Source organism: Christiangramia forsetii KT0803, from assembly GCF_000060345.1.
In the GTDB taxonomy this organism is placed as follows: domain Bacteria; phylum Bacteroidota; class Bacteroidia; order Flavobacteriales; family Flavobacteriaceae; genus Christiangramia; species Christiangramia forsetii.
Map to the genome: position 1 here is coordinate 1824143 of NC_008571.1, position 13332 is coordinate 1837474.

Annotated in this window: 13 protein-coding genes; 10 read left to right on the top strand and 3 right to left on the bottom strand. The window is 35.4% G+C overall.

The genetic code is table 11. From position 1 onward, the window contains the following. Positions 1-46 precede the first annotated feature (46 nt). Positions 47-352 carry a carboxymuconolactone decarboxylase family protein gene (locus GFO_RS08170; protein WP_011709621.1) on the top strand — a complete coding sequence of 102 codons (306 nt, stop codon included), beginning with the start codon at positions 47-49 and terminating at the stop codon, positions 350-352. A gap of 245 nt (positions 353-597) precedes the next feature. Here GFO_RS08170 and GFO_RS08175 read toward each other — a convergent pair whose 3' ends face one another. Further along, complete coding sequence (locus GFO_RS08175; RefSeq protein ID WP_011709622.1) at positions 598-1731, bottom strand: lactonase family protein; 1134 nt, start codon at positions 1729-1731, stop codon at positions 598-600. A gap of 16 nt (positions 1732-1747) precedes the next feature. Continuing rightward, positions 1748-2827 carry a magnesium/cobalt transporter CorA gene (gene corA / locus GFO_RS08180; RefSeq protein ID WP_011709623.1) on the bottom strand — a complete coding sequence of 360 codons (1080 nt, stop codon included), beginning with the start codon at positions 2825-2827 and terminating at the stop codon, positions 1748-1750. Between the two features lie 143 nt (positions 2828-2970). Here corA and recQ point away from each other — a divergent pair, with 143 nt between their 5' ends. Continuing rightward, positions 2971-5079, top strand: a complete 2109-nt coding sequence (gene recQ / locus GFO_RS08185) for a DNA helicase RecQ (RefSeq protein WP_011709625.1) — start codon at positions 2971-2973, stop codon at positions 5077-5079. Between the two features lie 6 nt (positions 5080-5085). Here the strand turns inward: recQ and GFO_RS08190 are convergent, their stop codons facing one another. Beyond that, positions 5086-5874: a tRNA pseudouridine synthase A gene (locus tag GFO_RS08190; protein WP_011709626.1), complete on the bottom strand. Its 789-nt coding sequence runs from the start codon at positions 5872-5874 to the stop codon at positions 5086-5088. Positions 5875-6022: 148 nt separating this feature from the next. On the opposite strand from GFO_RS08190, the gene GFO_RS08195 reads away from it, so the two are divergent. The 8 genes from GFO_RS08195 (at position 6023) to GFO_RS08230 (ending at position 13246) form a co-directional block, all read left to right on the top strand. Beyond that, positions 6023-7096 carry a DUF3616 domain-containing protein gene (locus GFO_RS08195; protein WP_011709627.1) on the top strand — a complete coding sequence of 358 codons (1074 nt, stop codon included), beginning with the start codon at positions 6023-6025 and terminating at the stop codon, positions 7094-7096. A 101-nt stretch (positions 7097-7197) separates the two neighbouring features. Further along, positions 7198-7689: a GyrI-like domain-containing protein gene (locus GFO_RS08200; protein WP_011709628.1), complete on the top strand. Its 492-nt coding sequence runs from the start codon at positions 7198-7200 to the stop codon at positions 7687-7689. Between the two features lie 21 nt (positions 7690-7710). Next, positions 7711-8544 (top strand): DUF1853 family protein, encoded by an 834-nt coding sequence (locus GFO_RS08205; protein ID WP_011709629.1) that lies wholly within the window; start codon positions 7711-7713, stop codon positions 8542-8544. 48 nt (positions 8545-8592) lie between these two features. Beyond that, positions 8593-9471, top strand: coding sequence for a cation diffusion facilitator family transporter (locus GFO_RS08210; RefSeq protein WP_011709630.1), 879 nt, complete (start codon positions 8593-8595; stop codon positions 9469-9471). 132 nt (positions 9472-9603) lie between these two features. Beyond that, positions 9604-10758, top strand: a complete 1155-nt coding sequence (locus GFO_RS08215; protein WP_011709631.1) for a baeRF7 domain-containing protein — start codon at positions 9604-9606, stop codon at positions 10756-10758. A gap of 158 nt (positions 10759-10916) precedes the next feature. Further along, positions 10917-11654 carry an NYN domain-containing protein gene (locus GFO_RS08220; protein ID WP_011709632.1) on the top strand — a complete coding sequence of 246 codons (738 nt, stop codon included), beginning with the start codon at positions 10917-10919 and terminating at the stop codon, positions 11652-11654. 8 nt (positions 11655-11662) lie between these two features. After that, entirely contained in the window at positions 11663-12514 is an 852-nt protein-coding gene (locus tag GFO_RS08225) for a pirin family protein (RefSeq protein WP_011709633.1), read from the top strand. 138 nt (positions 12515-12652) lie between these two features. Next, complete coding sequence (locus GFO_RS08230) at positions 12653-13246, top strand: ASCH domain-containing protein (protein ID WP_011709634.1); 594 nt, start codon at positions 12653-12655, stop codon at positions 13244-13246. Positions 13247-13332: the final 86 nt, after the last annotated feature.

The window sequence follows — 13332 nt, forward strand, 5'->3', positions numbered from 1 at the left end:
CAGAAAATATTTCGACTGAAACCGGGAATCAAAAAATTAATTATTTATGTATAACGACAATAATCTTAAAAAGTTAAGTACACTGGAAAAGAAATCATCTAAAGCTATGGAAGCTTATAAAGCTTTTGATAAAGCAGCATTAGAAGATGGTTCCATTCCTAAAAAATATAAAGAGTTAATGGCTGTTGCGGTAGCACTAACTACGCAATGTCCATATTGTATCGAAATCCATAAAAAAGCTGCCATAGATGCTGGAGCTTCAGAAGAGGAGCTTGCTGAAGCAACTTTCGTCGTAGCCGCTTTAAGAGCAGGAGGCGCCGTAACCCATGGTACTCATCTTATGGAAAAATAGATCTATAATTATTCTTAAAAAGTAAGGCTGTTGAAAAGTTCAATTATTAAGATTTTCTTGCAATTTGCATCAATTGATCTTAAACTTTAATATTCACTTTTCAACAGTTTTATTTCTTCCCCCATTCAAAAAACCTTAGTTTTCCTAAAAAATAATATTTCAAGTCTTATCTAAATATTTGAGCATCTGTAGATCTTATTGCTCTCTAAAAAGATAAATTAATACCTTATAATCCATCATTTTTTTTACTTAACAAACTCCAGGCAAACCGGGGTTTTAATTTCAAATACTGGTTCCTGAGGTTTTAACTTTCCATTTTCAGGATTGATCCTATAGGTGGTGATATTGCCCGTATCCTGACTTGCCGCATACAAATATTTACCATAAGGGGAGATTGCAAAATTTCGGGGTGTTTTTCCCGCTACAGGCACAAAATCGAGACTACTAAGCTTCCCCGAATCTTCAATTTTAAAAATCGCGATACTATTATGCCCTCTGTTTGATGCATAAATATATTTTCCTGAAGGATGAATGTGAATATCTGCTCCAGAATTTTGTTGCTTATAAGTTTTTGGTAGTGAAGATATGTTTTGAATTAAATTAAGCCCCCCATTTTTAAGAACCTCAAAAACGCTTAGCGAGCTATTCAATTCATTCATAGAATAGACAAAACTTCCGTTTCTGGAAAAACTCATATGTCTCGGTCCAGCACCTTTCTCTAATTCAACATATTTCTGTTCGTGAGGTGATAAGCGTCCTTCTTTGAATTCATAGATCCAAATTTTGTCATTTCCAAGATCGGCTATATAAGCGTAACGGTTATCACCGCTAATTTTTACTGAATGAGCATGGGATTTAGTTGGATTTTCTAAATTAATTTTTTGATTTTGCGTCAAGCTTCCGTCTTCATTTATTTTGTAAGACATAACCACTCCGCCCATATAATTACTTACAAATACATATTTACCCGATCTATCAAGAGCTATATGACATGGAGCAAAACTGCCGGTTGAATTTTTACTAATCTCCTTAAGTTTCCCATCTTCCAATATTTCATAAGAATAAATAAAACCGCTTTCCCCTTCATGTGGTCCTAACTCGCTTACCGCAAAAAGGTACTTCCCCATTTTGCCAACTTTCACAAAAGAAGGGTTCATTACTTCGGCCACAGTTCCTTTAAATTTGAGCGCTCCGGTATCAGAATTTTGATTCAGCAAATAGATACCATTTGCCTTTCCATCCACATGGCCTTCTTTTTCTGTGTAGGTTCCAACATAAATCTTATTAATAGAATCATTTATTTTACCGGTCTCCTCCTGAGCAATCGAAGAATTGACTACCACTAAACAAATAAAGCATAGTATTATTGAAGTTTTCATTACTAGAAATTTAGGGTTATATCCATTTTTTTCTTTTGAAGTAATATAACATCAATAAGAAAACAATGATCATTACTCCCCAAAGTACAAAATAACTGTATTCCCACTGTAATTCCGGCATATATTCGAAATTCATCCCATAGATTCCGGCGATAAAAGTCAGTGGAATAAAGATACTTGCCATGATGGTTAGCACCTTCATTACTTCGTTCATTTTGTTACTAATCGTGGTCATATACATATCCATAAGTCCCCAGATCATTTCCCGATAGATATCTATATTTTCTGAAATTTGAATTATATGGTCATAAAGATCCCTGATAAAATTACTGGTATGAGGATCTATTAATTCACTATCCATTTTTTCCATTCGGCTAATTACCTCCCGAAGTGGAAAAACCGCCCTTCGAATCCTTAATATATTTCTTTTAAGGTCCTGGATCTCATAAGTAATATCGTCACTAGGTCTGGAAGTAAAAAGACTCTCTTCGAGACTTTCTATACGATCACTCATATCATCGATCACCAGGAAATAATTATCGATAATAGAATCCAGTAAGGCAAACATCAAATAATCTGCACCACGGGATCGTATCCTACCTTTGGCGGTTTCTATTCGCTCTCTTATAGGATCAAATACATCACCGTCAGACTCCTGAAAAGTAAGCACATAATTCTTCCCTACGATCATGCTTATATGCTCATTTTCGATCTCTCCGTTTTTATAGTAAAGCATTTTAGCCACGATAAAGAGATAGTCCTGATATTCTTCAATTTTTGGACGCTGCCCTGTATTCACAATATCTTCCATCACTAATGGATGTAGCTCATAATAATCTCCAAGCTTTTCGATCTCGGCTACATTACTTAAACCATCAATATTGAACCAGGTAACGCTTTTTTCATCTACAAATTTAAAAGCATCTTCAGGGGTGGTAGAACTAAACCTTTCATAATTTTCAAGATTATAGTCTATAACATCCAGTTTCGTTTCAGAAGCTTCCTTGTTTCCCACATACGTCATGGTACCGGGAATCTGATTTACAGATTTCGTGGTTTTGGGACGCCTCAGCATTAGTTTTCTCCTTTTAGCCATAAGTAGAATAAATTTTCTTTAAAAATACTAATAATCCCTTAACAGCAATCGCAATGAGATCTATTGGTTGAAATCTGAATATTTCTGCGGAAATCATCACTAAGAATTACTAAAAATTTACGCTTAATCATACCTTTGCAATTATGAAAGAAGCTGTGTTGTTTGATACCCTCAAAGAGTATTTTGGTTATGAAAATTTTAGACCTTTACAAAAGAAAATAATCAATTCGGTCTTTGAAGGCCAGGACAATCTGGTGATCATGCCTACCGGAGGCGGTAAATCTATTTGTTACCAGCTCCCGGCAATTCTGCTTCCTGAAATAACCCTGGTGATCTCTCCGCTTATTGCTCTAATGAAAGATCAGGTGGATGGATTAAATGCAAACGGAGTTCCTGCAGCTTATTTGAACAGTAGCCAGGAAGAGGCCGATAAGCAGGCTATTTTTCAGAAAATTGATAATAAAGAAATTAAATTATTATATGTTGCCCCGGAAAGCCTTCAGTTTGTAGATCGACTTCTGGTTGATGGTAAGGTAAGTCTAATCGCTATTGATGAAGCACATTGCATTTCTAGTTGGGGGCATGATTTTAGACCGGCATATACACAACTGGGCTACCTGAAAAACCGCTTCCCTTCTACTCCCATACTGGCGTTAACTGCAACTGCAGATAAAGCTACCCGAAACGATATTTGTAAGCAGCTGAATGTGCCAAAAGCGAAAAAACATATCGCTTCCTTTGACCGTAAAAATTTAAGTCTTGAAGTTAAACCCGGAATTAAACGATTTGAACAGATCTCTCAATTTCTTAGAAACCGTCAGAGTGAGAGTGGTATCATTTACTGTTTAAGTAGAAAAACTACCGAAGAACTCGCTTCTAAACTAAAAAGAAAAGGATTTAAGGCTGAAGCATATCATGCAGGGATAGATCATCTAAATCGTTCAAAAATTCAGGATGATTTTATAAATGATGAAAAACAAATCATTTGTGCGACCATAGCTTTTGGAATGGGCATCGATAAATCGAATATTCGCTGGGTAATCCATTACAATATGCCTAAAAATCTCGAAGGATATTATCAGGAAATTGGGCGTGCAGGACGTGACGGTTTAGCTTCAGACACGCTACTTTTCCATAGCTATGCTGATGTAATACAGCTTCAGAAATTCGCATCGAATGCCAAGAATGAAGAGGTTCAGTTAGCGAAATTAGACCGAATGAAGCAATATTCTGAAGCCCTTAGCTGTAGAAGAAAGATTTTGCTTGGCTATTTTGGAGAATATTTACAGGAAGACTGCGGCAATTGTGATATTTGTAGAAATCCTCCGGAATTTTTTGAAGGAACCGTTATCGCTCAAAAAGCGCTTTCCTGTATTTTCAGGCTAAAAGCATCTGAACCTATTTCTGCAGTAATCGATGTACTTCGCGGTTCTCAGAATGAACTTATAAGAAGAAATAATTATCAGGAACTTTCCACTTATGCGATTGGTAAGGATATTTCCTGGCATCACTGGCAGCAGTATCTTATTCAGCTTATAAATCTTGGGTATATAGAGATCGCTTTCGACAGGAACAACCATTTACAATTAACAGAGCAGGCGAAAAAGGTTTTATTTGAAAAAGAAAAGGTCTATCTAGCCGATGTTAAAGAAGAAAAGCAAAACAATCAGGCTGCTAAATCTGGTGTCGCTGAAAATTCATTATTTGAAAGATTACGACAATTACGCCTAAAAATCGCCAAAGAAGAAGACATTCCTGCATATCTCATTTTCAATGATGCTGCACTTAAGGATATGGAAAAACAAAGACCAATGTCCGATTCTGAATTTTTGCTTATAGATGGGGTTGGAAGAAAAAAGATGGAAGATTATGGTTATCGATTTATTAAAGAGATCACCGCTTTCAGTAAAGATAAAAGAGAAAAGAAGCCGAAGAAAAAAGCGAAAAAAGGAAATACTCTCAAGGAAACCTTATCTCTTTATAATGAGGGTTTAAATGTTGAAGAGATGGCAACAGAAAGAGGCATTGCTAAAAACACCATTTTCACCCATCTGGTGAAACTTTATGATGAAGGAGAAGAAATAAACCTACATCAATTTATTCCAATTTCAGATCTTAAATCTATTGAAAAGGCGAAAAAAGAACTTGACAACCCTGGAAGCTTAAGAGCTTATTTTGAACATTTTGAAGAGGCCATCCCTTATGAAACCATCAAAATTTCGCTTAAAATTCTTGAAGACAAAGAAAGTTAAGAGCGCTTATTCAAATTCAATTTTCCGAAGAATAAGCCCTGAAGCCGGTGCGATATAATCCATTTGCAATTGTGGACTATCCGGTTTTAAACTATCTTCAATATCCTGAAGGCTGAGTTCTCCTCTACCCACCAATACAAGGCTTCCCATCATGAGTCTAACCTGGTGCCTTAAAAATCCCGAAGCATGAATATGAAAGATATAAGATTTTTCAGGAAAGAAATTAGCGGTATAGATATCGTTCTCTACAAGTTCAGATTTTAGCATTTCTCTTTCGAACGTACTTTTTTCGGATACCCGAATGCAGTAATTCCTGAAATTATGAATTCCATGAAATAATTTTGCGGCTTCCTTCATTCTATCAACATCAAGATCTTCCTGAAAATTAGCCATAAACGGTGCACAAAATGGATGAAATTTATCACCAATACTAAAGAGATAGGCATATTCCTTTGTCTTGGAATGCTGAATGATATTGAACTTATCATCAACCTCTTCTATACTTAAGGCTCTAATATCCTGAGGTAAGTTCTTATTGAACAAATGGAGAAAACCATCCAGATCTTCTAGGGGTTCATGATCAAGAAACAACTCAAAAGCCGACTCTTCAGCAGAAACCATGGCATCTGTTCTACTGGTTCCAAGAATCTTATATTTTGCATCTGGTATTACCCAACCTAATGTTTTTGTCACCAGACCTTCCACTGTTTTTACATCTGGCTGCTTTTGCCATCCGTGTAATCTGTATCCTAAATATTGAACTTTTATAAAGTAATAGAATCTTTTCCTAAACAAATCTGCAATTTTGGCAAAGGTATTTAAAATTCTATCAGGGAAGCTTTAACAAAGAAGATTCAGGAATTACAAAGTAATCTTAAAACATAGCATCTAAATTCCTCGATTATTGAATTCTCAGTACATTGAGAGAGTAAACCATTTGAAAATGAAACCCAACCAGAAGAAAATTGCTCATAAATGTCTTATTCAGTTTGAAAAAGGTTTTTCAAATATTGAAGATCTAAGAACAGAAATCTCAAGTTGTTTAGCTACGGAAAATAATCTATGGCTAAGCTACGATGAAGATGCCGGAATAGAGCGGTTAACCAGTACAGAGAATGGCTACGATCATCATAAACATTATGAATTGTTCGACTTTTTTGATCTTCCAGCAGAAGACAATGAAGTAGATATGGAAGCGCTCGCATACGAAGAACCGTATTTATGGTTTTGCGGGAGTATGAGTTTAAAGAGAAACTCACCCTCTACAGAAGATTCTCTGGGAAAGCAATTAAATAGCCTAAGCGATGTTGCAATAGATGAAAACAGGTTCAGTTTAGGTCGCATACCCTGCATTAAGAAAAATGGCACGTATGAGCTTTTAAAAGAAACTGAATATAACGGTGAAAAAATAACGGCAAGAATGCTTCGCGGCGGAACAAAAAGCACCGAACTACATAATGCTTTAATGACAGATGAACACCTTGAAAGATTTATGATGATCCCATGTAAGGATAATGGATTTGATATTGAAGGTCTTGCTATCTATAACCAAAGAATATTTATAGGTTTACGAGGTCCAGTCTTAAATGGTTATGCTATAATTCTAGAAATTGGCTGTAAAGAATTTGATGGTGAACTGCTCTTGACTAAAAATTCGGAAGAAGGTAAGCTATATAGAAAACATTTTATAGACTTAAATGGCATGGGAATAAGAGAATTGAACATCACAAAAAATGGAGATCTCTACCTTCTTGCAGGACCAACGATGGATCTTGATGGAACCATAAGTATTTATAAAATTAAAGGTGGCCTGCCAGATAATCATGCAAGTGTTATCCATGAACCAAAAAGACTTTTTGATGTAGCCAGGGGTGCAGAATTGGAGCATGGAGCAGATAAAGCTGAAGGGATGGCATTTTTGCCGAACGGTAAACTTTTAATTACATACGATTCTCCTGTACCAGGACGATTAGAAGGTAATACAGGTATATGGATGGACTGTTATGATCTGGATTAACGTATTTTAGTCTTTAGTAGAATATTGTGCTATTATTATATATTTAGAGTAGTTTAGCTACTAACATATTAAAATAAAACTTTTTAAAATTATAGCTTATAATGATTTCAGAACCTAAGATTGAAGAATTAAAATCTAAAAAACTGATAGGTATATGTATTACGACTAGCCTGGCAGATGATAAGACCAGCCTGCTTTGGAATAGGTTTATGAGGTTAAGAGGCGCTATAGAACGTAATAAAGGAGAAAGTCTTTATTCTGTTCAGGAGTATGGAGAAAATTTTATGAAAGGTGAATTTGATACACAGTCAAAATTCAATAAATGGGCGGCAACAGAAGTTTCAGATTTTAAAGAAATTCCGAAAGGACTGGAAAAACTTGAGATTCCCGCCGGAAAATATGCTGTATTTATCCATAAAGGTACCGCAAGCGAATTCGCTGAAACTTCGAACTATATTTTTAATGAATGGTTACCTAATTCTGATTATGACCTGGATGATCGTCCACATTTTGAAGTCTTAGGAGCAGATTATAAAGGTCCTGAAAACCCGGATTCTAAGGAAGATATCTGGATCCCAATAACAGCAAAATAAATCCTGAACCCTAAACTTCTTTTGACAGAGCCCAGCATATTAAATCAGTTTCAAGGTTTTCTGGATACCCAGGATATTTTTCCAAAAAATCATAATACTGATATTACTACTTTTGAATTTCCGGAAGTTGATATTACTAATAATTTAATAGCCGATCTCGAAAAATTAGACCATCCTCGAAATTCAGTTCTGGGAAAAAGAATGGAAAGTTTTTTTGAAATAGCTATAAAGTATTCTTCACGATATGAACTTATAGATTCGAACATTCAGATCATTCATAATAAACAAACCCTTGGTGAACTGGATTTCTTAATTTTCGATAAACATAATTCAACGCCTCTACATATTGAGCTCGTCTACAAGCTTTATGTCTACGACCAAACATTTCCTTCGGAAAATCAAAGATGGATAGGCCCTAATAGACGTGATAGTTTTTCTATGAAATTAGAAAAACTGAAATCGAAGCAGTTTCCTTTATTATACAAACCTGAAACTTCTATTTACTTAAATAAATTGGGGCTTGTTTCCGAAGAGATTAAACAACAACTATGCTTTAAAGCTCAACTTTTTATTCCTAAAAATAATAAGCTGGATGATCGAGGGAATATTAATCCCGAATGTTATAGTGGCAAGTGGTTTAAATTTAAAGATTTCCTGAAAATGAATTGGCAGGAAAATCTTTTTCATAGTCCGAAGAAAAAAAACTGGAGTTGCGATCCGGGAAAAAATTCAGACTGGATGAGTCAGGAAGAACTATTACAGAATATTGAATTTCTTTTTAAAGAAAACAAAGCGCCATTAGTTTGGATGAAGACAAAATCAAGCATTCACAGTTTTTTTATTGTTTGGTGGTAATCTAAACTTTATAATTCTATTAAATTTGTAAACTTCAAAATCAAGTTTATGCAGCCGGGCTACAGGGAAGCGGTAAAAGCTTCTTATTTTAGTATTGCAGGAAATGCACTTTTAGCAATTGCTAAAGCGGTGACAGGCATTTTTGGGAACTCTTATGCGCTTATAGCCGATGCCATTGAATCTACCACCGATGTTTTTTCCTCTCTCTTGGTGTTACTTGGCCTAAGATATGCCAATAAACCGGCCGATGAGAACCATCCCTATGGTCATGGAAAAGCAGAACCGCTTATTACATTTATGGTGGTTGGATTTCTCATAGTTTCGGCAACGGTTATTGCTTATGAAAGTATTGAAAACATCAGCACTCCTCATGAAGTTCCCGAACCTTACACGCTAATTGTTCTATTGGTAATCATCATTATTAAAGAGGTTTCATATCGCTTTGTTTCTAAAAAAGGGACAGAGACCAACAGCTCTGCGTTAAAGGCTGATGCCTGGCATCATCGCAGCGATGCGATCACTTCTTTTATGGCTTTCATCGGAATTTCCGTTGCTCTCTATATGGGAAAAGGCTATGAAAATGCCGATGACTGGGCCGCATTATTTGCATCCGGATTTATACTCTTTAATGCGTACCTCATTTTGAGACCAGCTCTGGGAGAAGTGATGGATGAGCACAGGTATGATGATATTGAATCTGAAATAAGAGCTATTGCTCAAGACAATAAAGGAGTGGTCGAAACTGAAAAATGTTTTATTAGAAAAACCGGAATGACTTTTCATGTAGACCTTCATATCGCTGTAGATTCTGAAATTAGTGTGAAGGCAGGACATGATATCGCCCATAGAGTTAAAGACGATGTGCTTGAAAAACTTCCACAGATTGCAGACGTTCTTATACATGTAGAACCAGACGACGAGCTCTGATTAACTTCTGGACACTAAGAAAACTTTCAAAGTTATTAAGAAATATTTAGCACAAAGCAAGCCTTTGAAGCTTTGATATCAATGGGTTTAAGTGTATCTTAAATTTCAAGTTAACCACAAAAAAATAAAACTATGTCGATGATTAATGAGCAAGAATTTAAGAAACTAGCAGGTTATAATAATGAAACCTGTATTTCAACCTTTATTCCTACTCAAAGAGCGGGGAAAGAAGTTCTGGAAGAAAAGAATAAAAAGCATCTCAATTCCCAATGGAATGAGATAAGAAAGAAATTAAAATCAGATAAGGTTGCTGATGAAACAATTGAAAAAATTGGTAATCCCATTCTGGCTTTAATAGATGATAGAGACTTTTGGCGTCATCAATCTGATGGTTTGGCAATTTTTGCTTCCTCAGAGTTTTTTGAAAATTATACCCTCCCGGTAAACTTTGAAGCTTACCATTATATTTCAACAGAATTTTACGTGAAACCACTGGTTCCGGTAATGACTGGCGATGGCAGATTTAATATTCTGTCAATTCAGCTGGAAGACGTTAAATTTTATGAAACATCAAAATATAGTATAAGCCAGGTGGAAATTGATGACCTTACTCCTTCCCGCCTGGAAGAAAGAGTCGGTTTTGATTATAAGGAAAAGGCACTCCAGTTTAGAACCCAGGGAGAAGGTGGGGAAAAAACGCAATTCCACGGTCATGGTGGAAACGAAAGAGACGAGAATGTAGAAATTAAACAATTTTTCAGAGCTGTAGACCAGGGATTAAAAGACTATCTAACAAAAGATAAATTACCATTGATAGTATTCTGCCAGGATCACTTATTCCCTATTTATAAAGATGCTAATACTTATAATCATTTAATAGATAAAGTGATTTCTGGTAATCCTAATGATACCGATATGCTTGGAATTCAACAGAAAGCTCTGGAAATTGCTGAGCCGTATTTGAATGAGAACCGCAATGAGAAAATTAAAAAATATAAGGAGTTAAGTAAAACTGAAAATACTTCCTCTGCAGTAAGCGACATTATATCTTCAGTATATCAGGGAAAAGTTGATACCCTTTTTATAGAAAATCGTGCGGAAATATGGGGTAATTTTAATGAAGATCAAATGAAAGTTGAATTTTCTGATCAGCAGGAAAATGGCAATATCTCACTTCTAAATCTTGCCGCAAAAAAAACCATTGAGATGGGTGGAAAAGTTTATCTGGTAGAACATGAATTTATGCCCAATACAGAATCAAAAATGAATGCTTTACTAAGATTCTAAGGAGCAATAGAGGCTGTTTAAACAATATTAATTGTTTGGTATCTTACAGTAACGACCATCAATACTTTTTAGACAGCCTCTTCTTTTTATGCATTTTCTTCAGAAATTTACCCGACTAATTTTTTAAGCTTAACTTTAGCCCCTTAAAATTACTATTAATGGAAACTAATCTTGCCGTACTTATAGACGGCGATAATATCCCATCTGCTCATGTAAAAGAAATGATGGAAGAAATTGCCAAATATGGCAATCCTACAATCAAAAGAATTTATGGGGATTGGACAAAACCTCATTTAAATAAATGGAAAAACGTTCTTTTAGAGAACGCCATTCATCCCATCCAGCAATATGGTTATACTCAAGGGAAGAATGCCACAGATTCAGCAATGATCATCGATGCCATGGATATCCTTTATTCTAATAAAGTTGACGGATTTTGCCTGGTTTCGAGTGATTCAGATTTTACCAGGCTGGCAACGCGATTAAGAGAAGCCAGCATGAAAGTAATTGGAATCGGAGAAAAGAAAACACCAGATCCGTTTATCGTTGCCTGCGACAAATTTATTTATATCGAAATCCTTAAAAATAACTCTAAGGAAGCTGAAAACGATAAGAACAATAAAGAGAAGGGAAGTAAAAAAACAAATTTAGAGAAGGTGACGCCCAAAGTAATCAGACTTATTTCCCATACTATTTCTGATGTTGCCGATGAAGATGGATGGGCATTTTTGGGAGATGTTGGAAGTTTACTTCAGAAAAAGCAGCCAAATTTCGATTCCAGAAACTATGGGTTTCAAAAATTAACACCTATGATAAATTCCATAGATAAATTTGAAATTGAATCAAGGGAAAATGCCAATTCCAAATTCAAACTTATTTACGTAAGAAATAAATAAACCTGAAAATGAGGAATATCAAGAAACTTCATAAAGCGGAATATAGGCCCATGGGAGATCTAAAGACCTGGTCTCCCCTACCTACCAAAAATCTGCAGATGATAGATCCCTTTATATTTCTTAACCATCACGGACCTCAGGTTTATGGCCCTAATAATAACGGATTGCCTTTTGGACCACATCCACACCGCGGAATGGAAACCGTAACTTTTATTCTGGATGGCGATATTGCTCATAAAGATAGCGACGGGCACTATAGTGTAATTAAAGGTGGCGGCGTACAATGGATGACAGCGGGTAAAGGTCTCTTACATTCTGAAATTTCTTCAGAAGACTTTAAAAAAGTTGGAGGGCCAATTGAAATTCTGCAATTATGGGTGAACCTTCCCAAAAGGTTGAAAATGATGGCTCCTGTATATCGTGGTCTTCAGGAGGACAAGATTTCGATTTGGACGAATGAAGAGGAAACCATAAAAGCTCAGGTAGTTTCTGGAAATTTTAAAGGTATTCGTGGCGCTTTTGATACTCCAACTTCAGTGGATCTTTCTTTGGTGCATTTTGATAAAGAATCTAAAGTGCAATTAGAAATCCCAAAATCTGATAATATTTTCTTTTATGTAGTTCGCGGAAAACTGGAAGTTAATGAAATTGAAGTTCCGGAACTTCATTTAGCTGAATTTTCAAAGAATAGCGAAATTTTAAATATTTCAGCAAAAGAAAATAGTATTCTATTATTGGGGCATGCTAAACCTTTTGAAGAAAAAGTAGTCTTTGGAGGACCATTTGTTATGAATTCTGAAGAAGAAATTCAGCAGGCTTATGCAGATTATAAGTCGGGAAAAATGGGGAAATGGGAATGACCTCACTATAAACTGCTACAAAGTTTCGACCTTAACTGGAGAAGGAATATAAAAACTTTTCAGAATTATTCTTTAAATTACCCAGAGACAGTTTTATATTTCAATTAAAATGAGTTGGCATTAATACTAAAAAAACCGATGAAACATTTAATAATCATTTTTATTTTGGCTTTGGTTAGTTGCAAAAACTACAATGAAACCGAAACAAAAATGGAGAATGGATCGAGAACGGAAATTGAATCGGAATTGGAAACTGAAAGCGGAATTGACATAACAGTCTACGAAATGTGGAACAATTACATCAAAGCAAATCCTGGATTTAAGAATGAAGAAATGCCAGAGCCCGAATTTTCTCATAATAATAGAGAAGATGCAGATCGACTGGCGGAATTAACCGTGAATGGAAAAAAGAAAGCCTCTTCTGGCTTATATAGTTTGTATAAGCAATATAATGTTGAAATTCCGAAAGCCGGAACAAAACAAATAATAACGGATTTTGACGGAAAAGCAAAAGCGATTATAGAAAATTCAAGTGTAGATACAATTCCATTTAATAAAATTTCCAAAGAATACGCTGAATTGGATATGGGAACGGAAATTGAACCGCTCAAAAAATGGAAAAAAGCACATTGGGACTTTTTTGAAAGCTTTTTGGAGGAAAGCGGAAAAAAACCGACAGAAGAAATGCTAATAGTTTGTGTAAGGTTTGAACTAATCTGGACAGAAAGGTAATAATACCAACACCGTATATAATTAATGGCTAGTTTTAGCTTGCTTACGAAAATGCTTGCGAATTTTCTATTTGGTTTTTATTTACT